Annotated in this window: 24 protein-coding genes; 8 read left to right on the plus strand and 16 right to left on the minus strand. The window is 38.2% G+C overall.

The window, feature by feature from the left end; genetic code table 11:
• Window positions 1-32: 32 nt before the first annotated feature.
• The 10 genes from CA730_RS11315 to CA730_RS11360 all read right to left on the minus strand — a co-directional run bounded on the left by CA730_RS11315 (window position 33) and on the right by CA730_RS11360 (window position 9,829).
• Entirely contained in the window at window positions 33-1,085 is a 1,053-nt protein-coding gene (locus CA730_RS11315; RefSeq protein ID WP_096667330.1) for a permease, read from the minus strand.
• Between the two features lie 365 nt (window positions 1,086-1,450).
• Window positions 1,451-2,176: a hypothetical protein gene (locus CA730_RS11320; protein ID WP_096671456.1), complete on the minus strand. Its 726-nt coding sequence runs from the start codon at window positions 2,174-2,176 to the stop codon at window positions 1,451-1,453.
• 22 nt (window positions 2,177-2,198) lie between these two features.
• The gene (locus CA730_RS11325; RefSeq protein WP_172891177.1) at window positions 2,199-3,230 is read right to left on the minus strand and encodes a S1 family peptidase; all 1,032 of its coding nucleotides are present in this window, start codon (window positions 3,228-3,230) and stop codon (window positions 2,199-2,201) included.
• A gap of 81 nt (window positions 3,231-3,311) precedes the next feature.
• Window positions 3,312-4,292, minus strand: a complete 981-nt coding sequence (locus CA730_RS11330) for a DUF362 domain-containing protein (RefSeq protein WP_096667333.1) — start codon at window positions 4,290-4,292, stop codon at window positions 3,312-3,314.
• A 218-nt stretch (window positions 4,293-4,510) separates the two neighbouring features.
• Window positions 4,511-5,260, minus strand: coding sequence for a M50 family metallopeptidase (locus CA730_RS11335; protein WP_096667335.1), 750 nt, complete (start codon window positions 5,258-5,260; stop codon window positions 4,511-4,513).
• Window positions 5,261-5,357: 97 nt separating this feature from the next.
• Complete coding sequence (locus CA730_RS11340; RefSeq protein ID WP_027403863.1) at window positions 5,358-5,654, minus strand: hypothetical protein; 297 nt, start codon at window positions 5,652-5,654, stop codon at window positions 5,358-5,360.
• A 160-nt stretch (window positions 5,655-5,814) separates the two neighbouring features.
• Entirely contained in the window at window positions 5,815-6,984 is a 1,170-nt protein-coding gene (purT, locus tag CA730_RS11345) for a formate-dependent phosphoribosylglycinamide formyltransferase (RefSeq protein ID WP_096667337.1), read from the minus strand.
• 452 nt (window positions 6,985-7,436) lie between these two features.
• Entirely contained in the window at window positions 7,437-7,721 is a 285-nt protein-coding gene (locus tag CA730_RS11350) for a type II toxin-antitoxin system RelE family toxin (RefSeq protein ID WP_053539305.1), read from the minus strand.
• Window positions 7,696-7,923: a hypothetical protein gene (locus tag CA730_RS11355; protein ID WP_027403866.1), complete on the minus strand. Its 228-nt coding sequence runs from the start codon at window positions 7,921-7,923 to the stop codon at window positions 7,696-7,698. Before CA730_RS11355 ends, CA730_RS11350 begins: the two co-directional genes overlap by 26 nt.
• A 484-nt stretch (window positions 7,924-8,407) precedes the next feature.
• Complete coding sequence (locus tag CA730_RS11360; protein WP_096667339.1) at window positions 8,408-9,829, minus strand: serine/threonine-protein kinase; 1,422 nt, start codon at window positions 9,827-9,829, stop codon at window positions 8,408-8,410.
• A 114-nt stretch (window positions 9,830-9,943) separates the two neighbouring features.
• Here CA730_RS11360 and CA730_RS11365 point away from each other — a divergent pair, with 114 nt between their 5' ends.
• A complete protein-coding gene (locus CA730_RS11365; RefSeq protein WP_231940085.1) occupies window positions 9,944-10,147 on the plus strand; it encodes a hypothetical protein in 204 nt (67 codons plus the stop codon).
• Window positions 10,148-10,509: 362 nt separating this feature from the next.
• Here CA730_RS11365 and CA730_RS11370 read toward each other — a convergent pair whose 3' ends face one another.
• The 3 genes from CA730_RS11370 to CA730_RS11380 all read right to left on the minus strand — a co-directional run bounded on the left by CA730_RS11370 (window position 10,510) and on the right by CA730_RS11380 (window position 12,517).
• A complete protein-coding gene (locus tag CA730_RS11370; RefSeq protein WP_027403867.1) occupies window positions 10,510-10,740 on the minus strand; it encodes a type II toxin-antitoxin system MqsA family antitoxin in 231 nt (76 codons plus the stop codon).
• 17 nt (window positions 10,741-10,757) lie between these two features.
• A complete protein-coding gene (locus CA730_RS11375) occupies window positions 10,758-10,982 on the minus strand; it encodes a DUF4258 domain-containing protein (RefSeq protein WP_196803142.1) in 225 nt (74 codons plus the stop codon).
• Window positions 10,983-11,161: 179 nt separating this feature from the next.
• On the minus strand, window positions 11,162-12,517 hold the full coding sequence (locus CA730_RS11380; protein WP_096667341.1) for a serine/threonine-protein kinase: 1,356 nt from the start codon (window positions 12,515-12,517) through the stop codon (window positions 11,162-11,164).
• A 139-nt stretch (window positions 12,518-12,656) separates the two neighbouring features.
• Between CA730_RS11380 and CA730_RS11385 the strand changes: the two genes are divergently transcribed.
• Window positions 12,657-13,289, plus strand: a complete 633-nt coding sequence (locus CA730_RS11385) for a Uma2 family endonuclease (protein WP_096667343.1) — start codon at window positions 12,657-12,659, stop codon at window positions 13,287-13,289.
• On the opposite strand, the gene CA730_RS11390 is transcribed toward CA730_RS11385, so the two are convergent.
• Window positions 13,257-13,688 carry a hypothetical protein gene (locus tag CA730_RS11390; protein WP_157749956.1) on the minus strand — a complete coding sequence of 144 codons (432 nt, stop codon included), beginning with the start codon at window positions 13,686-13,688 and terminating at the stop codon, window positions 13,257-13,259. The genes CA730_RS11385 and CA730_RS11390 overlap by 33 nt on opposite strands.
• 332 nt (window positions 13,689-14,020) lie before the next feature.
• Window positions 14,021-15,454, minus strand: a complete 1,434-nt coding sequence (locus CA730_RS11395) for a slr1306 family protein (protein WP_096667349.1) — start codon at window positions 15,452-15,454, stop codon at window positions 14,021-14,023.
• 270 nt (window positions 15,455-15,724) lie between these two features.
• Between CA730_RS11395 and CA730_RS11400 the strand changes: the two genes are divergently transcribed.
• The 6 genes from CA730_RS11400 (at window position 15,725) to CA730_RS11425 (ending at window position 22,536) form a co-directional block, all read left to right on the plus strand.
• Entirely contained in the window at window positions 15,725-16,783 is a 1,059-nt protein-coding gene (locus CA730_RS11400; protein ID WP_096667351.1) for a PstS family phosphate ABC transporter substrate-binding protein, read from the plus strand.
• Window positions 16,784-16,798: 15 nt separating this feature from the next.
• A complete protein-coding gene (locus tag CA730_RS11405; RefSeq protein WP_096667353.1) occupies window positions 16,799-17,815 on the plus strand; it encodes an ArsJ-associated glyceraldehyde-3-phosphate dehydrogenase in 1,017 nt (338 codons plus the stop codon).
• 119 nt (window positions 17,816-17,934) lie between these two features.
• Window positions 17,935-19,197: an organoarsenical effux MFS transporter ArsJ gene (arsJ, locus tag CA730_RS11410; RefSeq protein ID WP_096667355.1), complete on the plus strand. Its 1,263-nt coding sequence runs from the start codon at window positions 17,935-17,937 to the stop codon at window positions 19,195-19,197.
• Window positions 19,198-19,425: 228 nt separating this feature from the next.
• Window positions 19,426-20,502 (plus strand): ACR3 family arsenite efflux transporter, encoded by a 1,077-nt coding sequence (gene arsB, locus CA730_RS11415; RefSeq protein ID WP_096667357.1) that lies wholly within the window; start codon window positions 19,426-19,428, stop codon window positions 20,500-20,502.
• A 36-nt stretch (window positions 20,503-20,538) separates the two neighbouring features.
• The gene (locus CA730_RS11420) at window positions 20,539-21,327 is read left to right on the plus strand and encodes a Nif3-like dinuclear metal center hexameric protein (RefSeq protein ID WP_096667360.1); all 789 of its coding nucleotides are present in this window, start codon (window positions 20,539-20,541) and stop codon (window positions 21,325-21,327) included.
• A gap of 897 nt (window positions 21,328-22,224) precedes the next feature.
• The gene (locus CA730_RS11425; RefSeq protein ID WP_027403878.1) at window positions 22,225-22,536 is read left to right on the plus strand and encodes a DUF6679 family protein; all 312 of its coding nucleotides are present in this window, start codon (window positions 22,225-22,227) and stop codon (window positions 22,534-22,536) included.
• A 138-nt stretch (window positions 22,537-22,674) separates the two neighbouring features.
• On the opposite strand, the gene CA730_RS11430 is transcribed toward CA730_RS11425, so the two are convergent.
• Complete coding sequence (locus CA730_RS11430; protein WP_096667362.1) at window positions 22,675-24,324, minus strand: MBL fold metallo-hydrolase; 1,650 nt, start codon at window positions 24,322-24,324, stop codon at window positions 22,675-22,677.
• Window position 24,325: the final 1 nt, after the last annotated feature.

Here is a 24,325-nt window from a genome sequence, read left to right on the forward strand (position 1 = left end):
AAAATTCTGATAAAAATGGGACTGAATCTCAATTAGATCACGTGTAGATTCAGAAATAAGGTGAATAAGAGCGTCAATTGTCCAGCTAAGAAAAATAGATAGATCAGAGCTTTGGGCTTAAAAATTGATAGCATCAAACCAATACCTTTAATATCAATCATCGGTCCAAATACTAAAAATGCTAACAATGACCCGCTAGTAAAAGTGGAAGCAAAAGACAGGGCAAAAAAGGCATCAACTGTAGAGCATATTGATACAACTGCTGCTAATACTAGCATGGCTAAAATCGAGCTAATTGGTCCAGCCCCAAGACTAAGAATCAAGTCACGGGGGGCTAAAACTTGGGTAGCGGCAGCGATCGCACTTCCTAATACCATGACTCCCCCTAATTCCCGGAGTTCTTGGACAATATTATCTAAGAGGGAGCGGAGTTTCTCTGATAAGGGTTTACTGAGGTTAGAAATTGCCGCAACTTCACTGTAATTATTGTCTATGCGTTGTGATGCTCCTGTTCTGCCGCCGAGGATATATGTTCCCGATTGCAATAAACTCGGTGTATTAGTTTGGGGTTGTAATTGAGATTTTTGTCCCCTACGGTTTGTTTTTGGTGGTGCTGGGGGGTTAAATTTGAGATAGCGGGCGATCGCTGGCTGGAGAAAAGGAACTAAATCTGGTTGAAAACTGAAGATAAAACCAATAATAGTCGCAATAGCCAGGGAAAATACCACTCTTAACACTACTATTTCCGGTTGATCACGGAATGCCGTCCAAGTTGACCAAATTACAATGGGGTTAATTGTTGGCGCTGCTAATAAAAAGCCAATTGCTACTGGTGTGGGTACTCCCTGCATCAATAACCGTCGTGCCACAGGCACATTACCACACTCACAAACTGGAAACAAAAAGCCAATCATACTGCCAAATAAAGCCCCCAATAGGGGATTTTTGGGCATTTTCTCCACCAATTTACTTTCATCAACAAATAATAGTAATAGACTGGATAAGAACACACCCAGCAGTAAAAATGGCATCGCCTCCACTAGTAGACTGAGAAATATTGTAAAACCATTGTTCAGTTGATTCATGGGCGTTGTATTCAACAGCAGTTCTGAGTTTTAGGGTTTTGTTTTGTCATTCTATGCGATCGCTCATCCTAGAGTAACCTTATGGGGATCATTAATTAAACTCTTAAAATTAAACCTCATTATAGTTCGGAAATTATAGCAGTCCCCAATAACTTGTGAAAAAATTGCTTCTCTTTTCTCTAGCACTGATAAATTTACAACTGAGAACGGCTAGATAAATCATTATACATATCTGCAAAAAAATATAGAGACATTCCATGGAACGTCTCTACAAGGATGCATGGATCAAACATATTTAATTTTTTAATTTTCATGAAATCTCATAATTTTGCCAAAGAGTATAGCATTGCGCTTGACCCTGATGTTTAGTTGGGGGGAAGACAAGCCGAATTAAACCCGTAGGCTTCTGACCACTTTTCAACTGTACCCTTACCAATAGGGATAATTTTAGTATCACCATTAGCAAAGGTTAAACGCATACGTATTTCTTTTTGGGGTGCATTTTTCAACAAATTAGCAGCCGTGCTATCAATAGCAAAGCTTGTATCTGTCATATACCAAGTGCTGGAACGTTTAGAGTTTTGAGTCCCAGTATACGTATAATCACCCTTAAATCCTCTGACTTTGGTGCTTTCGCTGCGAGATAGTTCCAGAATCTGATTATTAAGTCCTAGTTGTATAGTTTTAGGAACTAATTCTTCAAATTCCGCTTGACCGTTGTTAGGTGATGATTGGATAACCATTTTCACAAAACACCCCTCTATTTTACTACCCCAGAAAGAAACAACTACAAATCTACCGGGAAAAGGACTAGAAAATGGACCAGTCCCAGTAATAAAGCTGCTAAAGTCACTTGTCCCTTCACCGTGCCGATCTATGACAACTTTCCCTAGTGTGGCATCAACAAGTGTATCTTTGATATTGGCTACTTGGCTAAATGGAAACCCACTGCCAGCCCAATAAATGCCCTTATCTGTATTAAGTTTATCTTCCTCAATAGTAGTTTGAGCGATCCCTCTTCCTTGCCATCCATTTAAGAATCCTGTGATTACTAATGCAGTCGAAAAAATACTTAAATACTTTTTCCACATGATAATTCCCTCATCAATTTTTTTAACAGCTATAACCGGGGCAAACATTTACTGGCTGGGTTGGTGCTATATATTTAGGAGGTCTTACGGGAACACTATTAGTTGGTGATACTGGTTTAGGCGGCAGTATAGGTGGATTTACACCCCCTGTAGGCGGTTTCCGCCCGGTTAGAGAGTAAAAGATGTTAATAGGAATTGCCGCATTAAATCCTGTTTTTTGCTGCGTGGATGTTCCGGTTTCCTGTTGTCCAATTCCTGGCTTTTTCGCAGGTGTGACTGCTGGTTTTACTCCTTCTCTTGTTTCCTGTTGTCCAATTCCTGGCTTTTTCACGGGTGTGATTGGTTTTCGTCTGACTCTTGTTTCTGACTGACCAGAATCATTGTCATCTCCGCCATCTGCATCTGCCAGTCCGTGAATACCGATAACTCTACCATAAATATCAAATACAGGTCCCCCACTATTACCAATAAAGGTAGTGGCATTGTATACCAATCTGTAACCGTTATCCGCTCCAGGATTGAAAGTGACTACCTTACCTGGTGTGACAGTATATGTTCTATTCCTGCCTTTATTACGAAAAATACTGGGAAATCCGGTTACTGTAATCTCTGCCCCAATTTTTACCTCTTCGGAATTCCCTAAAGCCGCGACGGGATAATTTTCCGGGGATTCAAAAGTAACTATGGCTAAATCTGGGTCATTCTCATTTTTCTGTAATATTTGACGGTCTTTAATGGGATAATCTTTGCCATTGTGAGTACGAATTGTGTAGGTAATATCTGTGGAACAAATAACTGTTTTGCGTCCCTGTATCGCATCACAGACAACATGATTAGCTGTTAAAACCGTGTAAATTTTTCCTTGCTTATTAATAATTACACCTGAACCTCCGGGCGGGATAATATTATTATTAATTTGTACTGTAGTTTGTTCGGCAGTGTCCTCAATTTTTCCCGCATTTGCGGGCGTTAATGCGGCAATAAATACAAACATTGTCACCGCAACTGAAAAAATAGAAGAATTATTTTTCAGTATTTGGTTAAGTGGATTCATACTCACATATAAATAACCTGCATTGACATGGTATCATACCTAGTTAGTAGAATCAATGTATTTAGGCAAGGAATTTACTGTCTATCTTATAGGGGGTTTTATATAAGCGCTCATAGGTTCTTTAATAAAGCGGATGTAAAGATGCCTAAAGGTAGATTTAATCACACGGGGCATGGCAAAATCTATGGGCATTAACTTGTCCGGTAATTGCCAATCTGTAATTTGTAATAAATCGGGGGATAAATTCGGAAAGTGAATATCACTTAATTCTGGACATATTCCCAATCGTTGTGAAGCTGCAACCGTGGGAACTTGTGCAGGTGCAACTTGCAGAACTTCTAACATTGCTCTATCTAAGGCAAATACATTACTTGATGCTGCTAAAATTTGTAAATTCCGAGGTTCTCCGCCACTTGGTCCATTACCTTCATGACCAATAATTCCATCTAAAATTGTTAAAGTTGGATTAATTGCTCTAGCAGTTTCTACTAACATTTCTCCAAATTTTTCAGCATCTTTGCCAGCCTCCATGTGCCACCAAGCTTTCATTTTCCCAGGAACACAGCCAAAGAGATTTTTTACTCCTAAAGTTAAGGTTAATTGCATATGAGATTTCACTTTAGGAAGATTAATAATCACATCTGCTTCCATTGCTTCTTTAGATAAAAGCAAGTGATTAAAATTATCGTTTACCGTTTGATAACGTTTACCATGAAATTCCACAAGTGGTAACTTCAGTTCTTCCAAAATTGGTAATAACCCATTGGCTATAGCCACACCTTTAGCACTACCAAAAGCGGGACTATCGCCTAAAAATGGGTTGCCACCAACGGCAATTACCATTTCAGCAACGGCACGGACTAATTCGGGACGGGTGGTACATTCTTTTGTCGGACGAGAACCGGTGAGTAAGTTGGGTTTGAGTAAAACGCGGTTTCCCGGTTTCACAAAAGCAGCCATACCCCCTAAAGGATCTAGGAGTGTTTCCAAGGATTCTTTTAAAGCTTCCTGTTCGTAAGATTTAGCCCGAATCAGACTCACAGATAATTGTTGCGTTTGCATGGAAAATAATTGGATTATATTACATTCAGCATTAATACTGTATCAAAAATTCAACTATAGTGGAAAAATTCTTGAAGCCTCGACAAAGATGAAATCTAGAAAACAGTTAAAGTAAGAAGTTTTATGAAATACTGATTTTTATTTTATTTCTCAGGGTAGATGAAACAGCTAAAATCACCCTCACAATATTTACGCAGCCTATTTGAGAAAAGTATCATTTATTGCTGATTTGTTGAATAGACAACGCGCAAACTTTGGACTAAAATGATGAGAGATGCGATCGCCATTAATAGCCCCCAAAACCAATAAGGTAAAAACAAATATCGCTGCATTTGTCCTGTATCCGATAATCCTAATGGACCTGCAGTATAACTAAATAAATAATCAAGTTGGTGATAGGTACTTACACAAGCCTGCACACCTAAAAATTGAATTGCAAACCCTTGTACCCAAAGAGGTGTTTTTAACGCAATTCCCAATATCATCAAACCTAACAGGGGAATAGCCACAAAGCCAAACCAAGAACGCACCCAAATTAATGTAGACAGCAGTAAAAATCCACCTAAAATTTTTAAACTCAAAGAAGTTGTTTTCCAACTCCCAGAAGCGAGAATTAAGCTGGCACCGGCAATAGGTGGACCCATTGGCCCCGCAGCCGCTACTAAGCCGATACCAAGGTATCCCCAGGTGTTACTTAAAGTATAATGAGCTACGCCAGAACCGTTACCAAAAATTTCTAGTTTTTGAAATTGTCCCCCCAACATCAAAGCCATCAAACCGTGACCCATTTCATGAAACCAAGTTGCTAAGATAGAAAATGGGTACAAAATATAATTACCTATGGGTATTTGCCACATAATTGCTGTGACTATAGCCGCTGCTACTAACCAGGTTAGCCCCATTTGTTCTACTTCTGTTGGTGTTTCTTGAGTAAATAAAGGTTTAGAATTTTTACTGGGTTCTCTCATTAGTGACTCTCCTGCACGTAATTACACCAATTAATTAGCTGAGTATTCTTGAATCTATCCTAATTTACTTCAAGAGGAAGTGTTGATTTCCTTAAATTTATTCCCAAGTGGCTGCATTCCGCAACACACTGGGAATTTCACCTTGCGATAAAGGAAACTCTAACATTGTTTCTTTATAACCTAAATACCCAGATTCAGTAAAAGACAAAAGCATTCGTTCCAGTGCAAACCAAACTTCTGATTCATATTCCCAATCATGATAGCGTCTAGCACGTCCAGCAATGGAACGTAAAGCCCAAAAGTAAGAATTTCTAACTACAGAACCGCCTTTTTTAAATTCTGGTACATCTTCATGGTGAATAAATAAAACATTATTTTCAATTCTGGCTCTCATACTCATAAAACAAATATTCTGTAGGGGCGCAGGCCCTGCGCCCGTTGAACCAAAGGACTGCGCCCATTCAATAGCAAGAAAGAAGAAAAAGTTCCTTATTATAGACTTTTATAATAAACCTTTCATCTCATTGCCAGTGCATACCGCTATAGCTGAATGCTTAATTTATTTTCACCTGACTAGCTGCTTTTGTCGCCTTTTCTCTAGCTTCTTGAATATCCCCACCTTTTGCTAAAGCTACCCCCATGCGACGATAAGGATGAGCCGTAGGTTTACCAAATAACTTAATATCTACATCTTTTTCGGCTAAAGCTTCAGCTACACCACTAAAAGTAATAAAATCAGATTTTTCCGAAGCTAAAATTACTGCACTTGCGGAAAATCCTAACTGGTCAATATGGGGAATTGGTAAACCTAAAATAGCTCGCAGATGTAATTCAAATTCATTTAAATTTTGAGAAATTAATGTCACCATTCCTGTATCATGGGGTCTGGGAGACAGTTCTGAAAAAATGACTTCATCTTTAGTAATGAAAAATTCAACCCCAAAAATTCCCGCACCACCTAAAGCATCAGTAACTTTTTTAGCAATTTCTTGAGATGCTAAAATTTTATCTTCAGAAATAGCTGCGGGTTGCCAAGATTCTTGATAATCACCTCTTTCTTGACGGTGACCAATGGGAGAACAGAAAATTGTCGGTGCGTCCCATTGTTTAATAGTTAGTAAAGTAATTTCAATTTCAAAATTAATAAATTCTTCAACAATTACCTTTTGGCTATCACCACGAGAATTAGAAATAGCATAATTCCAAGCTTTTTCCACTTCACTTCTATCATTAACTACAGATTGACCTTTTCCAGAAGATGACATCACAGGTTTGACAACATTGGGAAAACCAATTTTTTCAGAAATAGTAATTAGCTCTTCTAACGTGACAGCATAACCATATTTAGCAGTTCTAATTCCTAATTCTTGATGTGCTAATTCTCTAATTCTGTCACGGTTCATGGTGTAATTAGTCGCCGCTGCTGTGGGAATAACTGTAATTCCTCTTTGTTCAAATTCCTGTAATTTTTCGGTTCTAATTGCTTCAATTTCGGGAATAATAAAATCGGGCTGATGTTTATTTACAACTGCTTCTAAATCATCAGCACTCAGCATAGAAATAACTTCTGCACAATCAGCTACCTGCATGGCGGGTGCATCGGCATATCTGTCCACAGCAATGATATAATTGCCTAAACGTTGAGCCGCAATGACAAATTCTTTTCCCAGTTCTCCTGAACCAAGCAGCATTAATTTTTGGGGTAGTTTTAGCTTCTTAATCATAAGTTCGATACCGCAGATGTTGATTTAAATATCTTGTCATTATTTTACATAGTTTGGGGATTTTTGCCGAGGAGGTTGGATAAAAAACAGGACAATTATTCAAAATACTGTTGACAAGTTTCCAAGTTTCGGTTATTGTTTAATTATAATGGAAATCTGTGCGCCCATATATAGGGTTTTGTTTTCCCGAAAGTATTTTTGTCAGAATCAGGATATCCAGGATTTGAGGATTTTCAGGATGTTGTTGGATGATTTTTGGTGGGAGTTGGTTTTTTTTAGGATGTTTTTGAATGATTATTTTTGAATAATTTAAACCATCTATAAATTACCATCCTGTTAATCCTTTAATCCTGGTTATCCTGATTCAGACAATATCAATGGTGCGTTGCGTCGCGTAGTTAATTTATGTGTACATTTTATAATCTTTTGGTTATCCTAACGCACCCTACAAGCTATTCATAAACTTTACTTCTATGGGCAATAAAAACAACTGTTACCATTTTTAAATCATCATTAACTTCATAAATAACTCTATAGTCACCTACTCGATAACGATAATAACCTGATAACTCACCTTTGAGAGATTTTATATTAGGATGATTACGAGGATTAATTTTTAAACGATCAAAACATCTATCTAACTTCCGTTGTAAGATGGCAGAAGCAGATTCAAAAAACTCCCCTGCATCAATACTAATAACAACAGTATAATTAATATTTTCGTTTAAGTTGGTCAACAGTAATCACCTTTCCTTGTTTTACGTTTTCTCTAGCATGATCAAAATTTTCTTTAAATCCTACAATTTCTAATAACTCTTGAGTAGCATCATCTTCTCTTGTTGCTAGATATGCTAAAAAATCAACTGCTACTAGTAATTTTTCCGGTGACAGTTGTTCAACATATTCTTGGATTTGTTCACGAAGTTCTAATGTATTCATAGATTATTTTGATTATTTACCCAATTTGATCATATCTTATTCTGTAATATTCTGAATCAGGATATCCAGGATGTAAAGATTTACAGGATGTTATTAGATGATTTTTGGTAGGGAGTTGGTGATTTTATTTGTCAGAATCAGGATGTCCAGGATTTGAGGATGTACAGGATGTTATTGGATGATTTTTGGTAGGGAGTTGGTTTTTTTTAGGATGTTTTTGAATGATTATTTTTTAATAATTTAAACCATCTATAAATTACCATCCTGTCAATCCTTTAATCCTGGATATCCTGATTCAGACAAATGCAAATTTCATCACCAAACAAACCATCTATAAATTACCATCCTGAAAATCCTTTAATCCTGGTTATCCTGATTCAGACAAATGGAATTTTCATCACCAACAAACCATCTATAAACTACTATCCTGTTAATCCTTTAATCCTGGATATCCTGATTCAGACTTAATAATTTTCTGTAACCCTTAAATGTTACAACTCACAAGTCTCGACGCGAGGGAAGAGCACCTCAGCCCTAGCACCATCTTCATCGCCCAAATCCAAGTAACTTCTGGTGAGTATCTTGAAGTATAGGGGAGGTGGCCTTTTGGTGCTTTCTCTTTGTCGTAAACCAGTCCGTCTCCCATCCATCCTACGTTGTCCACAAACTTCTTCCATATTTCGTGTTCTTTTCCCGTTCCACCAAAACCTTGATAAATTCGTTTCTGGACAGAAAAACCAAACTTACCATCACTGTATTTTACCCACAACTTATCAATAATACTCAGGTCTTCACAGGGAAAATTATCAATACTTTTATCATCTAACCAACCTTCCTTTTCCCGTTTCGCAACTGCTAACATTACCCGTCTTGTTTCCTCGTCTGCCTCTTTCCATTTCCCTTGTGCGAGGTAGTCACGCAGTTTCCTGTAGTCCATTCCACAGGATGATTTTAATTGTACCTCTTGGTTATTCAATTGAGGTGCGGGGATATTTTGCTGTTGTCTTGGTTGTGGTTGAGGTGTAGAAATAGATGGTATTATCACAGGTTGAACTGGTACAGGTTGAACCACCAAACCCAAATTTTCCCGAAACTTCAAAACCGTCGGAGTCCGGTTTTCCGGTTCTATTTCCATCCCTGCTAAAATAGCATCATTCACCCTCTGACTAATGCCAGAATTATAATGTCTTGGCGCTGGTAAAGGTTCATCATCATATTTCCGGTTTTGTGCGGGTACGGGACTAAATTCACCCTTTTTGTTCAGTCTATCAGCCGTGAGCAGATAATATAAAGTAGCGGCTAAAGCATAAACATCGGTATGGGGTCCAAAACTCCCTTTGCGACGATATTGTTCAATAGGTGCATAACCTTCCGTTAAAGAAGCTGTCATGCTTTTAGTAGCAATACTGCGAGTTAAACCAAAATCAATTAAAACCGCTTCTTGTTTATTTTGACGTAAAAGAATATTTGCAGGTTTAATATCCCGGTGTAAACTTCCTTTAGCGTGAATATACTCTAAAGCCTGACTAATTTGATCTATATATAATAGTGCTTCGCTTTCGGTAAGTTGTCCCTTTTGTCGAAGATATTGAAATAAAGTTACTCCATCAATATATTCCATTACCACGCCAAAAAGCTCACCTGCTTGAATGACTTCATGGACTTTGAGAATATGCTCATGATCAAAACCTTTAATTGTCAAGGCTTCGTTAATAAACTTAACCTGTTGTTCTGCAAAGTCCTCTTGCAATTGCATTTGCTGATTGAGGGTTTTAATGGCGTATAATTTACCCGTGCTAGGTTCTAAGGCTTTGTAAGTAGTCCCAAAACCACCGCTACCCAAGGGTTTACCTTGAATGATAAATCTACCGTTATTAATTTGTTGCCCTGGTTGCCAAATAATCATACCTTTGTTAGTAGATACGATGGAGATTAATTTAAATATATCATTGCGTTGCGTTAGATCCCCGACTTCTTCAAGAAGTCGGGGATCTTGTCTTGGATGTTATAATATCAAGGTTTGAAAGTTCCTGAAGTATGGCGGTTTGAAAACGGAATTTTGCGAATTAATATTTTACAAGATGGTGTTTATGTGGAATCGAAATCTAGTTTAAATTTTCCTGATTTACCTTTAGTTGAAGTCATTCCTCAATATTTAGAAAAAAGTCGAACTATAGGAAGAAATGCAACATTAAAGGCTTTCAGAAGTTGGGTGAATAGTTGATGATATATCTAGGAATTTTATTTGTCTGAATCAGGATGTCCAGGATTTGAGGATTTTCAGTATGTTTTTGAATGATTGTTTTTAAATAATTTAAACCATCTATAAACTACTATCCTGTTAATCCTTTAATCCTGGTTATCCTGATTCAGACAAATACAACTTTCATCACCAACAAACTATCTATAAATTACCATCCTGTACATCCTTTAATCCTGGTTATCCTGATTCAGACAAATACAACTTTCATCACCAAACAAACCATCTATAAATTACCATCCTGTACATCCTTTAATCCTGGATATTATCTCGACTTCGCTCGATAACCACCTGATTTGTGACAATTAACGCATTCCTAACACATTCTACGCACTCAAACTTACAACATCTATAAAACGTGCAACTGCAAGATTTTTGCGGTTGAGTTTAATTTGTTCAATTTTATGTAATGTTTCTGCTGTCATGTAACTTTCACCGCAATGAGGACAACTAATAATAGGTAGATTTTCAATTATTAGTAATTCTTCTCCTTTCCCATAAGTTCTGGTAATGTTGCGGATATGTACACCTTCGCTATTACAAATGTCGCATTTCATATTTCTGTTACCTGATTTTAAACTGTATATACTGTAATGATAACTAATTTTCCGCTCAGACTGAGTTTAGTGATAATTTCAATTTCTACACCATCGGTGGTTACTCCTCTAATGCGATATTTTGATTCTGCGGTAATTCTGTCTTTTTGACGTTCTATAATTTCACCATTCAGGATACTTTGTTCGATGTCATATATTGTTAAGTTATCATCGTTCATTTCTTCTTCTGCATGAAGTGTCATTACATATTGAAGTGATGTAATTTTTTCTCTTATTCTTTGTAATATTTCATCAAACATGACATGATTTATGTTGGTTTTCAGGATAGGTAATGTATAGTATCACAATCCTGAAAATCCTTTAATCCTGGTTATCCTGATTCAGACTTAATAATTTTCTTGTAACCCTTAAATATTACAATCTACAAGTCTCGACGCGAGAGAAGACCCCACCAACCCACTACCCACTTCCGTGCACCCAACTGTGTAAAAATCCACCCAAAGGTTGCAGAGGGGAGGTGGCCTTCTGGTGCTTTCTTGTCAAAAGTAATATCTTTGTAGTACAACCAGTTTCCTCCTTTTCTCCATCCTACCTTGTTACAAATCTGTCTCCATATTTCCTTATCATATTCTCTCGTTCCACCCAAACTTTGATAAATTCGTTTCTGCACAGAAAAACCAAACTTACCATCACTGTATTTTACCCACAACTGGTCAATTGTGCGGAGGTCTTCACAGGGAAAATTATCAATATCTTCAACATCTAACCAACCTTCCTTTTCCCGTTTCGCAACTGCTAACATTACCCGTCTTGTTTCCTCGTCTGCTTCCTTCCATTTCCCTTGTGCGAGGTAGTCACGCAGTTTCCTGTAGTCCATTCCACAGGATGATTTTAGTTCCCCCTCCTCGCTTGCGGGGAGGGGGTTAGGGGGTGGGGTTCTTACCAAACCCAAATTTTCCCGAAACTTCAACACCGTCGGAGTCCGCTTTTCCGGTTCTATTTCCATCCCTGCTAAAATAGCATCATTCACCCTCTGACTAATGCGAGAATTATAATGTTGAGGTGCGGGTAAAGGTTCATCATCATATTTCCGGTTTTGCGCGGGTACGGGACTAAATTCACCCTCTTTGTTGAGTCCATCAGCCGTGAGCAGATAATATAAAGTAGCGGCTAAAGCATAAACATCGGTATGGGGTCCAAAACTCCCTTTGCGACGATATTGTTCAATAGGTGCATAACCTTCCGTTAAAGAAGCTGTCATGCTTTTGGTGGCAATACTGCGAGTTAAACCAAAATCAATTAAAACCGCTTCTTGTTTATTTTGGCGTAAGAGAATATTTGCAGGTTTAATGTCCCGGTGTAAACTGCCTTTAGCGTGAATATATTCTAAAGCCTGACCAATTTGATCTATATATAATAGTGCTTCGCTTTCGGCAAGTTGTCCATTTTGTTTAATATATTGAGATAAAGTTACTCCATCAATATATTCCATCACTACGCCAAAAAGCTCACCTGATTGAATGACTTCATGGACTTTGAGAATATGCTGATGATCAAAACCTTTAATTGTCAAGGCTTCGTTAATAAACTTAACTTGTTGTTCTGCAAAGTCCTCTCGCAATTGCATTTGCTGATTGAGGGTTTTAATGGCGTATAATTTACCCGTGCTGGGTTCTAAGGCTTTATAAGTAGTACCAAAACCACCGCTACCCAAGGGTTTACCTTGAATGATAAATCTACCGTTATTAATTTGTTGCTCTGGTTGCCAAATAATCATACCTTTGTTAGTAGATACGGTGGAGATTAATTTAAATATATCATTGCGTTGCGTTAGATCCCCGACTTCTTGAAGAAGTCGGGGATCTTGTCCTGGATGTTATAATATCAAAATATTTAAATCATAAGGAGTGGCAATGATGTTGTTAGAATTAAAGCGCATTCATGTACCACCAGGACAAAGAGTTATATTAGAAAATGTGACTTGGAAAGAATTAGAAACAATTATTGAAGAATTGGGAGAACATCGTGCCGCGCGAATTGCTTATGATAGGGGAAGATTAGAAATTATGAGTCCTTTACCAGAACATGAAGACGATAAAGAAATTATTAGCGATTTAGTTAAGGCTTTACTAGAAGAATTAAATATTGAGTTTAGATGTCTTGGTTCTACGACCTTTAAAAATCAATTTATGGCACAGGGTATAGAACCTGACCAATGTTTTTATATTAAAAATGAAGCTGTAATTCGGGGTAAAAAAAGATTAGATTTAACAATTTACCCTCCTCCAGATTTAGCTTTGGAAATTGATATTACTTCCCGTACCCATTTGAACATATATCAAGGTTTAAAAGTTCCTGAAGTATGGCGGTTTGAAAACGGAATTTTGCGAATTAATATTTTACAAGATTGTGTTTATGTGGAATCGAAATCTAGTTTAAATTTTCCTGATTTACCTTTAATTGAAGTCATTCCTCAATATTTAGAAAAAAGTCGAACTATAGGAAGAAATGCAACATTAAAGGCTTTCAGAAGTTGGGTGAATAGTTGATGATATATCTAGGAATTTTAATTGTCTGAATAGGATGTCGAGGATTTGAGGATTTTCGGGATGTTGTTGGATGATTTTTGGTGGGAGTTTGAGGTTTTTTTGTCTGAATAGGATGTCGAGGATTTGAGGATTTTCGGGATGTTGTTGGATGATTTTTGGTGGGAGTTTGAGGTTTTTTTGTCTGAATAGGATGTCGAGGATTTGAGGATTTTCAGGATGTTGTTGGATGATTTTTGGTGGGAGTTTGAGGTTTTTTTGTCTGAATGAGGATGTCGAGGATTTGAGGATTTTCAGGATGTTGTTGGATGATTTTTGGTGGGAGTTTGAGGTTTTTAAGGATGTTTTTAAATGATTGTTTTTGAATAATTTAAACCATCTATAAACTAATATCCTGTACATCCTAAAATCTTGGTTATCCTGATTCAGAAAAATACAACTTTCATCACCAACAAACCATCTATAAACTAATATCCTGAAAATCCTAAAATCCTGGTTATCCTGATTCAGACAAATACAACTTTCATCACCAACAAACCATCTATAAACTAATATCCTGAAAATCCTAAAATCCTGGTTATCCTGATTCAGAAAAATACAACTTTCATCACCAACCAACAAACCATCTATAAACCAACATCCTGTACATCCTAAAATCCTGGATATCCTGATTCTGACAATTGAGAGAGAGATTCATATCCCCGACTTATTTAAGAAGTCGGGGATATGAAAGGTTAAGCAACAACTTCTACTGGTTTTGCTTCTGGTAACAACCGCTTTACACCTTGCTTGACAAAAGCTTCCAAAACAGCCATTTTTTGATTTTGCTGGAATACAGTTTGCAAAACTTGACGCAGTTTGTCGAGATTTAAAGCACTTCCCGATTCTAAAGCAACTTCTTGCTGTTCAAAATATTCAACTAAACTTAATCCCGCTACTCTGGTTAGGTAAGCCGCACTAACTCCTTCTACCATTCCCCCAGCGACAAAAGTAGCAACATTAGTTTTTAGAATACCCGTTACAGCCCTAGTTGAAAGTTCCACTAAACCTAATTTCAACATCAAACTTCCCATAGTTCCGGCTACTTGTTGCGCTTGTTCTAAGGAAATTTTCTGCTGATATATATTACCTAAATCTATCACCATTTGAGCAGTAATCGCCGCAGTTGCGAGAATATCTAACGCAGGTACAGGGTTAGCAAATGCTGCTGCCGCTGCGATCCACTGATATTTTTCTATAAAGGGTGTAGCTTGATCTCTTCTCACGCCATTTAAACAATTTTTAGCTTCAGCTTTCAGTAATAATACTTTGCGATTTGTGGTATTACAAACTAACTGTTCTCCCCGCTGTCCGACAACTTCCCCTAATTGTTGTGTCAACTGCTGGATATCTGGCGTTGGTTTTTCCATCCATTCTTGGAAAGAACCATCTTCTTGATGTTTTCGCACTTTCACAGGTACGGGAAAAGCCGCAGTCGCAACTACATTTGCACCAATGCGCTGTTTCAATGATTGGAAAACTGTAGCGCGTTCGTCAGGTTGATATTGATCTTGTTTGTTGAAAACTAGCAAACTCGGTTGTTTTACGGCTTTTAGCTGTTGTAAAACTTGAAATTCTGAATCTGTTAAATCACCGTTTGTCAGAAATAAGACAAAATCAGATTTCTGCATTTCTGATAAAGTAACAACATCAGAATTTTCACCAGCTACGGAAAATAAAGGCGCTGTTTCCGCGAAATTTAAAGACATTCCCGGAATAGTTGGGGCAGTTTTTAGAACTTCAATAACTGTACTTTTACCTACGGATTTACCACCAGTAACGGCCAGGGTAATTTCCTTTCTGTTCAATTCTAAGGGCAATTTAGCCAGGTTTTCCCGGAGAATTGCTAGGTGGGGATGATTGCCTGCCTCTTGTGCCAGTTGATTAATTATTACTTCTGTTTGAGCGATCGCCTTGTCCACATCCGCCCGATTTACAAACATATCATTTAACTGTTCACCTAATTGGGGCTGATTTTTATTGAATAACCACAAACCCCCACCGACAGCTAAAGCACTCAAGAGTCCGAATTCTCCCACTTGTACTATTGAATCATGCCAACTGTCTAACATCCACAGGGAGAACGATAGTCCTAGTCCTCCCACTAATATTGGTCGCTGTAACTTCACAATTGTGATTCTCCACGCGAGGAAAAAGCTTTTATTTCACTTTAGTCCAAAATCTGCTAATCGGATTGCGGTTGATGAACAAACCTCTTCTGATTCTGAAGACTAGCAAGCAGCTAAAAACATTATTCCTGCTATGTATAAACAATCTATCAATTTTTTTTGATTAATTTTTACATCTGATGGTAAAGTAAATATTGACATATCAACTTTTCTTGAAATAATAAGTAGATAAGACAAGTAGCCTGCTCACTAATTATACAGGTAAAATCAGTGAATAACACAGCAAAAAAATTAGTCTTAACCCTGGGAATGTTAGTATTGACAACTAGTTGTACAACTACTTCCAATTCTACCGATAATATTCAGCAACCAACTAAAGCCACAAAAGTTACTAATTCTACCACTGACACAATTATCAAAGTAGATGGTTCTAGTACCGTATATCCCATTACCCAGGCTGTAGTCAAAGCATATCAAGCCGACCCCAAAAATAATAGTCAAGTAAAAGTCAGTATTTCCGGTACTAGCGGTGGGTTCGAGAAATTCTGTGCTGGTAAAACAGATATCAGTAATGCTTCTCGGCCAATTAACCAGTCAGAGATGGTAGCTTGTAAAAAAAATGGCATCAGCTATATGGAATTACCCATAGCCTTTGATGCCCTAACTATCGCTGTTAACCCGCAAAACAACTGGGCAAAAGATATCACAGTAGCCGAATTAAAAAAAATCTGGGAACCTGCGGCTGAGGGAAAAATTACAAAATGGAATCAAATCCGTGCTTCTTGGCCAGACCGTCCCATTAAATTATACGGTGCTGGTGATAAGTCTGGGACATTTGACTATTTTACCGAAGCAATTGTCGGCAAATCTAAAGCCAGTCGTAAAGATTACACAGCCAGCGAAGATGATGAAGTCTTAGTTGCAGGTATAAATAAAGATCCTGATGCCTTGGGTTATTTTGGTTATGCTTACTACGAAGAAAACAAAGATAAGTTAAAAGTCCTAGCAGTTAATAACGGAAAAGGCGCTATTTTACCATCACCAGAAACAGTAGAAAATGCCAAATATCAACCACTTTCTCGACCTTTGTTTATATATGTGAATCTGTGGTCTAGTCAAAACAAAACTGTAGTTTACAAGTTTGCAGATTTCTACATTAAAAACGCTGCAAAAACAGCTAGTTCCGTCGGGTATGTTCCTTTATCAGCGGAAGCTTACAACCTTGATTACGTTCATTTATACAAAGGCAAAGTTGGAACAGTATTTGGTGGTAAGGCGGAGTTTAACCTAACTCTTGGGCAATTATTACGCAAACAAAAGCAATTTTAGTAATTAATAAAAATCATGACAATTAGAGTAGGAATCAATGGATTTGGGCGCATGGGAAGGTTGTCCGTTCGTGCTGCTTGGAATTGGCCAGAAATAGAATTTGTCCACATTAACGAAACCAAAGGTGGAACAGAAGCCGCAGCACATTTACTCAAATTTGATTCTGTACATGGGCGTTGGACACCAGAAGTAGGAGCGGTCAAAAACCAAGTTGTTATTGATGGTAAATCTCTCAGTTTTACTGAATATTCTCAACCGGGTGAAGTTCCTTGGGAAGATTTTGGGATTGATATAGTTTTGGAATGTTCTGGTAAGTTTAGAACCCCCGCTACCCTTGACCCCTATTTTAAAAGAGGTGTGCAGAAGGTAATTGTTGCTGCACCTGTTAAACAAGAGGCTTTAAATATTGTCATGGGGGTAAATGATCACCTCTATCAAGCTGATAAACATCATTTATTAACAGCAGCTTCTTGTACTACTAATTGTTTAGCCCCAGTCGTAAAAGTAATTCATGAAGGTTTAGGAATTAAACATGGAGTAATTACCACAATTCACGACAATACTAATACTCAAACTATTGTAGATGCACCTCATAAAGATTTGCGTCGCGCTAGGGCTACAAGTATGTCATTAATTCCCACTAGCACAGGTTCAGCAACAGCGATTGGTTTAATTTATCCAGAATTGAATGGTAAGTTAAATGGTTTAGCAGTGCGTGTACCTTTGTTAAATGCTTCGCTTACAGATTGTGTATTTGAAGTTGTTCGCCCGACAACAATAGCCGAAGTTAATGATTTATTGAAAACTGCATCTGCACAAGCACCATTAATAGGAATTTTGGGTTATGAAGAACGTCCTTTAGTTTCTATTGATTATAAAGATGATCCTCGTTCTGCAATTATTGATGCCCTTTCGACAATGGTTGTCAATGAAACTCAGGTGAAGATATTGGCTTGGTATGACAATGAATGGGGTTATGTTAACCGCATGACTGAATTAGCGCGAAAGGTGGCTTTAAGTTTGCAGAAATAATGGTTTTCTAGGGGTGGGTTTTCGGTCCTACCCCATAAATATTTTTGCACGCAGAGGCGCAGAGGCGCAGAGAGGGAGAGAGAATTTTAGTTTGTATTTACGATTTTGAACTTTTAATCATGGCTTCTACTACTGCTTCTAATTCTAATTTCAAGAATTATATTCTGGTGACACTGGCATACTGGGGCTTCACTTTGACTGATGGGGCTTTGCGAATGTTGGTTTTGCTCTATTTTAATAAAATTGGTTATACACCTATTCAAATTGCCTCTCTGTTCCTGTTTTACGAGGTATTTGGAATTGTTACAAACTTTCTCGGCGGTTGGATTGGTTCTCAGTTTGGGTTAAAGGTGACTCTTTACACTGGGATTGGATTACAGGTGTTTTCTTTAATTATGCTGTCTTTTCTGAATCCAGGGTGGGCGCAGTGGCTTTCAGTCCTTTATGTGATGGTTGCACAGGCATTTTCGGGAATTGCTAAGGACTTAACGAAGATGAGTTCTAAAAGTGCCATTCGCTTAGTTGTCCCTCAAGATGCCCAATCTTCTTTGTTTAAGTGGGTGGCTGTACTCACAGGTTCTAAGAATGCTTTGAAAGGTGTTGGTTTCTTTATTGGTAGCGCCCTTCTCAGTTCTGTGGGTTTTATTAATTCCCTGTGGATTATGGCTGGGGGACTGGCTTTAATTATGTTTTCTGGGTTAATGCTGCCCAAAGGCATGGGTAAAATCAAGAAAAAGGTCAAATTTAGCCAAATTTTCTCTAAAAGCGCAGAAATAAATATTCTCTCGGCGGCGCGATTCTTTTTATTTGGATCTAGAGATGTATGGTTTGTTGTAGCTTTACCAGTGTTTTTGCGTGGGACTTTGGGCTGGTCTTTTTATCAGGTAGGGGGATTTTTAGCTTGTTGGGTGATTGGTTATGGGATTATTCAGTTTTTAGCACCAACACTCATGCAGCGATTTGGTTCTGGTCGTCCACCTCAATCTCAAACTATTCGATTCTGGACATTTACTTTAACGGCTGTTCCTGGTGCGATCGCTCTGGCATTACAATTAGGTTTACCTGCTAATATCGTAATTATTGCTGGACTTCTCGTTTTTGGTGTCGTATTTGCTTTCAATTCCGCTGTCCATTCCTATCTGGTTTTAGCATTTACTGATGATGATAAAGTTGCCTTAAATGTGGGTTTTTACTATATGGCAAACTCCGGTGGTCGTCTTGTGGGGACAGTGTTATCTGGTTTGGTTTATCAAATATTTGGCTTAGTTGGTTGTCTGTGGACATCAATGTTTTTCGTATTAGCAGCAGGTTTAGTTTCTCTAAAGTTACCTAATCCTCAACCTAGTAAATCTATAGCTTGGAAAGCTGGAGACGGAGACTAATATTTCTCAGTTTAAAGATATGCCATATAAACAGGTATATCATCCCGTAGTTGGATGACTCCAAAATCTATTTGAGTTTAAGTTTGATAAGGGGCAATTGGTGAAATTTTTTGCCGCTTGCCTAAATAATAATTTGTAATAAATACACATTTTATAATGACAACAACAAGATCCCCGACTTCTTGGAGAAGTCGGGGATCTGAAACTAAATTTATAGAGGTCAATTAAGTGGAATATATAACTAAAAAACCAATTATCAAACGCCTTTCGTTTCTTGATCGCTTTTTGACATTGTGGATATTTCTGGCAATGGCAACTGGAGTGGGTTTAGGGTATTTTTTCCCCACAGTAGAAGTTTTTATCAATCATTTCCAAGTAGGAACAACTAACATCCCAATTGCTATTGGTTTAATTTTGATGATGTACCCGCCATTGGCAAAGGTAAAATATGAAGAATTAGCAGATGTATTTCGGAATAAAAAAATTCTTGGACTATCGTTATCACTAACTTGGATAATTGCCCCAATAGTGATGTTTACGCTTGCCATGCTTTTCTTACGTGATAAACCTGAGTATATGACTGGGTTAATTATGGTGGGAATAGCCCCTTGTATTGCTATGGTAATTGTCTGGAGTGAATTAGCTAAGGGAGACACTGAATATACAGCCGGACTGGTTGCTTTTAATAGTATTTTTCAAGTTTTATTTTACAGCGTTTATGCTTGGTTCTTTTTGGCGATTTTACCGCCTTTATTTGGCGTACAAGGAACTATTGTAAATATCAGTATTAGGGAAATTGCTAACAGCGTTTTTATCTATTTAGGTATTCCTTTTCTGGCTGGATTTATGACTCGCTTTATTTTAATGAAAGCTAAAGGTAAGCAGTGGTATCATCAAGAATTTATTCCCAAAATTAGTCCCATTACTCTAATTGCTCTCTTATTTACCATTGTGGTCATGTTTAGTTTAAAGGGTAATTTGATTGTGCAGATTCCTCTAGATGTTGTCCGCATTGCCATTCCCCTAATTATCTATTTCCTATTCATGTTTTTGAGTAGTTTTTACCTAGCATGGAAAATTAAAGCCGACTATGCAAAAGCTGCTAGTGTGGCATTTACTGCTGCTGGTAATAATTTTGAATTAGCAATAGCCGTCGCTATTTCTGTATTTGGAATTAAATCTGGTGTGGCTTTTGCTGCTGTCATTGGACCATTGGTAGAAGTGCCAGTCTTAATTAGTTTAGTCAATGTATCTTTTTGGATTAAGAAACATTTTTTTAGGTTATCTCCACCAGTAGGATTATAATTAAATACGTTTAATCTATTGATTTATTTGAATTTAATGAAAGTTACTGATTTAATTACTTGGTTTGAAGAATGGGCAAATCCGGCTTGGTGCGAAAGCTGGGATAATTGCGGTTGGCAAGTAGAACCAGGTATTTTGTCTACAGAAGCACGGGTTTTGGTGTGTTTAACTCCGACTTTAGCCGTTATGCAGGAAGCGATCGCTCTCCATGCTAACCTTATATTTGCCCATCACCCCCTCATTTTTTATCCCCCCAAATCTTTCCGCACTGGAGACGCTTTAACAGAAATGGTGCGGTTAGCTTTTGCCCATAATATCGGAATTTACACTGCCCATACTAATTTTGATCAAGTAGCAGACGGAACTGCCGACGTTTTAGCCCAACTGCTTGAACTTCAACAAGTATCGCCCATTGTCCCTACTCAATCAGATTTAGGTTATGGTCGTGTAGGAATAATAAAACCTACTTTGACATTGCAAGAATTAATTAGTAATATTCAAACTCAATTAAATCCGCCCCATTTAATTTTTTCGCCAATGGCTGACTTACAACAGCAAATTTCACGGGTAGCTGTTTTAGGTGGTTCAGGTGCAGGTTATATTTCAGCAGTAGTCAAAACTAATGCTCAGGTTTACCTAACCTCTGACTGCAAATTTCATCAATTCCAAGAAAGTCGTGATCGTAATCTTGTATTAATTGATGCTGGACATTATGCCACAGAACGCCCCGCGTGCGATCGCCTAGTTCAGAAATTTCAAGCTCTTAACTTAAATTGGGTGCAATTGAGTCAGAAAGATGAAGATCTTCGCCAATTTTTAACCTAGCACCGCAGGGCGTTCGTCAAAAGTCAACAGTCAACAGTCAAAATGAAGACAGTATAGGCTTTTTAACGATTTAGAATGGTTGGTTTATTTATGCCGTGTTGTACTAGTTAGATCACAGTAATTTATCCATCAAGTGCTAACAACTAGATGTTATCAATCTAATGATTTGGTTGCTTCTGCCGCCCTTAATGGTGAAATTCGCAGTGGCAACATTAAACTCAATCATCACTAACTATCTGACATAAAACGCATAAAAACTAATCGAGTCAAATTTAACTGACCTTTACACTGTATGTAAGATTGCTAATTTCATGGATACAATCACTTATACCATCTTAAACCCGATGTAGAAATGTGCCACTAAAATATCTCCACATATAAATTTACATTTTGCTTCCGTAACGCCTGGCTAATCTTATTCAAAAATTTATACAAAAAAAATTATTTACCTTTAAGAAACTAGAAATAATGTTATCATTTATATAGAATGCAGATTTTAACCTTGGGGAAAGTCTTCTATAGACTATCCAATCGGTTATCTGTACTTAGCTAGATAGTCTCATTAAAGGGCTGAAAGCTATGTTGCGCCCAGACATAATATTTCTATTGACAAAGCGTGCTAATAAGGATCACTAACCTTGCCCCTAGAAACGCCAAATCAGAGAAAAATGTCTGTAGATGTTAACAGTTGCCATAGCCGTTCAACTAATGCGGTAAACTAAAGCTTAAGACCCAAAATTTCACCTAACACTAATGACTAAAAATAAGTGGTAAAATTGAGTCACTAAACTTACTGGGTTCTGACTACGAAATTCACCTCTTAGAGGCGGATATTCCAGAGATAAAACCCGAATTTGACAGGTTTAACTACGTTGTATAAAAAGGCAGAAGCACTACATGCTACACCGCAAAATTTATCAACTGTGTTGCGACGGGCGGGAGGTATGTGTTTTTTTGCGGGATCAGCAACGCTGGATAGAGCGGGCCCGCATCATTGATATCGAGGGCGATTTAGTGACTTTACGCTATGAGACAGACGAAGAAGATGAAGTTTGTTCTTGGGAGGAGATGGTTCGTCTTGAAAGCATCGGATCTGTTACTCAAAAATTAGCTTCAGTGCAACGCGGTAACATAGATCCGCTGACAACTGAAGAATGTCCAGAAGCAGAGCGTATCCCTAACCCTTATACTGACCTAAATCCAGATTGAAAGAGCCGTCAGCGTGTTGTTAACAAGAGGATTTAAACCCCACCTCAGCAACATTTCACCTGTAGAGGTGGCGGAATTAAACCCAAAATTAACTCAATGCTGATTGCCAATGGCTTATTAAACGCTCCTAAATTAAATTCACGTCAAGCGTTCAAAAGCAGGACAGTATCCGTCAAGGGTAACTTTGAAATTATATAAGGGGGCAGCGGGGTTCCAACACCGTTGCCCCCTTTGGTGTCGGCAGCTACCACAGCACGCAACATCACCAGAATTAGGGCGAAGATGATTGGGGTTTATGAGTTCTCGTGGGGATAACCCCCGTAATACCAGGTCTTCACCCTGCCAACGCGCTTCTATTAAACCGGTATCAGCGAATTGTCTCCAGCGGGGGTCTGCTGTTACTGTATCAGGGAGAGTGATGGTAATAACAGTACCTAACTCCGTCAACTCTCCCTCATAATTAGTTTCTGGGGCAGCAGGTTGTAAAAATGTTTCCCCAATTGGTAATTCTACTAGAGTTCCGGCTGCTGGTGAGTGGACATGATAGCGGTTTTGTAACTCTTCTAAGCAAGTTAAATCTGCCAAGTAACTGGGAGAACCATGCACAAAAATAACGTGCTGGGGTCGTAAATTATGAATTAGCTGGGTTGTTCCTGGTCCGTCACTATGTTGCGCTAACAGATAACTTTCAAATTTCGTTGGTGCTAAATATTCTGGGTTAACGGGAAGATCAATTTTTTCTGGTAAAAGAATCAACCAATTGCCTGTGTTATATTGGCAGTATTTACGTAAATCTGCGGAAGAGTCCGTGAGAACAATACAAGGAGATGTCCCTAAATTGGCTAGATTTTCCGGCTTTAATCTTCTTACACGAGGCTTTACCCGTTCATCCCAAAATAAAGGTTGGTGTCGGGCAAAATTCTGGACAGCGGCGGGGAGATGGGGTAAAAGTTCTAAGTAGGCATCGCAACCAGCAGCTACAGCACCATCAACCCAAATATCTAAATCTCGACCTGTAAAGTGGTGATGGGAACGTAACAGCATGAGTAATTCTTGACCTAATCCTAATGCTGGGGTTGGTAAAATTACTGAATTGTTTTTCTCTGTGCCACTAGAACTAATGGCGCGATTAATCCTTTCTGCTAGTTGATTTTCTTGGTTACGACGATGGGTATGACGGGATGTACCATAACTACCTTCAATTAATAGCACGTCTAAATTTAAACCCCGGAGTTCATCTAGTCGCAACCCTTCGACTAAACGGGAGTTGGATAGGAAAAAATCACCTGTGTAAAGTAATTTATAATCACGGTTGGGGGTGTGGTAAGTGAGGAGAATCGCCACAGCACCGGGTAAATGACCTGCGGGAAATAATTCTACTATTAAATTTTCTCTGATTTCCACAGGCGATCGCAATGGTAGCGCCTGACAAAATGATACAATTCCTGGTAGTTCTTCATCTAGCCAATTTAGCGGTAATAACTTCGTTGTCACCTCACTAGCATATATAGGTAATTGGGGAAAAGCTTGATGTAGTGTTAATAAGCCTCTGGCATGATCTGGATGAGCATGACTAATTAGGACTAAATCCGCTGGTATCCCATGATGTGCCGATTGAGTCATTTCCTGTGCTACAGGGGAAATATTTGTCAAACCGAAATCTAACATGATCCGGTGTGGTCCCATCCTGACCAGTAGACACACGCCTTCATCTTGATGCTGAACACTATAGGGAAAGCATTCCAACTCGTTAGCTGTTGTTCTAGCATCAATTGATATATTATTCATT

Origin of the sequence: Dolichospermum compactum NIES-806, assembly GCF_002368115.1 — a bacterium.
GTDB lineage: Bacteria > Cyanobacteriota > Cyanobacteriia > Cyanobacteriales > Nostocaceae > Dolichospermum > Dolichospermum compactum.

Excerpts from the sequence above, each read along its gene's own strand:
- CA730_RS11315 (WP_096667330.1), bottom strand. The coding sequence starts at position 1,085 with ATGAATCAACTGAACAATGGTTTTACAATATTTCTCAGTCTACTAGTG.
- CA730_RS11320 (WP_096671456.1), bottom strand. The coding sequence starts at position 2,176 with ATGTGGAAAAAGTATTTAAGTATTTTTTCGACTGCATTAGTAATCACA.
- CA730_RS11325 (WP_172891177.1), bottom strand. The coding sequence starts at position 3,230 with ATGAATCCACTTAACCAAATACTGAAAAATAATTCTTCTATTTTTTCA.
- CA730_RS11330 (WP_096667333.1), bottom strand. The coding sequence starts at position 4,292 with ATGCAAACGCAACAATTATCTGTGAGTCTGATTCGGGCTAAATCTTAC.
- CA730_RS11335 (WP_096667335.1), bottom strand. The coding sequence starts at position 5,260 with ATGAGAGAACCCAGTAAAAATTCTAAACCTTTATTTACTCAAGAAACA.
- CA730_RS11340 (WP_027403863.1), bottom strand. The coding sequence starts at position 5,654 with ATGAGAGCCAGAATTGAAAATAATGTTTTATTTATTCACCATGAAGAT.
- purT (WP_096667337.1), bottom strand. The coding sequence starts at position 6,984 with ATGATTAAGAAGCTAAAACTACCCCAAAAATTAATGCTGCTTGGTTCA.
- CA730_RS11355 (WP_027403866.1), bottom strand. The coding sequence starts at position 7,923 with ATGAATACATTAGAACTTCGTGAACAAATCCAAGAATATGTTGAACAA.
- CA730_RS11360 (WP_096667339.1), bottom strand. The coding sequence starts at position 9,829 with ATGATTATTTGGCAACCAGGGCAACAAATTAATAACGGTAGATTTATC.
- CA730_RS11370 (WP_027403867.1), bottom strand. The coding sequence starts at position 10,740 with ATGAAATGCGACATTTGTAATAGCGAAGGTGTACATATCCGCAACATT.
- CA730_RS11375 (WP_196803142.1), bottom strand. The coding sequence starts at position 10,982 with ATGACACTTCATGCAGAAGAAGAAATGAACGATGATAACTTAACAATA.
- CA730_RS11380 (WP_096667341.1), bottom strand. The coding sequence starts at position 12,517 with ATGATTATTTGGCAACCAGAGCAACAAATTAATAACGGTAGATTTATC.
- CA730_RS11385 (WP_096667343.1), top strand. The coding sequence starts at position 12,657 with ATGTTGTTAGAATTAAAGCGCATTCATGTACCACCAGGACAAAGAGTT.
- CA730_RS11390 (WP_157749956.1), bottom strand. The coding sequence starts at position 13,688 with ATGTACAGGATATTAGTTTATAGATGGTTTAAATTATTCAAAAACAAT.
- CA730_RS11405 (WP_096667353.1), top strand. The coding sequence starts at position 16,799 with ATGACAATTAGAGTAGGAATCAATGGATTTGGGCGCATGGGAAGGTTG.
- arsJ (WP_096667355.1), top strand. The coding sequence starts at position 17,935 with ATGGCTTCTACTACTGCTTCTAATTCTAATTTCAAGAATTATATTCTG.
- CA730_RS11420 (WP_096667360.1), top strand. The coding sequence starts at position 20,539 with ATGAAAGTTACTGATTTAATTACTTGGTTTGAAGAATGGGCAAATCCG.
- CA730_RS11425 (WP_027403878.1), top strand. The coding sequence starts at position 22,225 with ATGCTACACCGCAAAATTTATCAACTGTGTTGCGACGGGCGGGAGGTA.
- CA730_RS11430 (WP_096667362.1), bottom strand. The coding sequence starts at position 24,324 with ATGAATAATATATCAATTGATGCTAGAACAACAGCTAACGAGTTGGAA.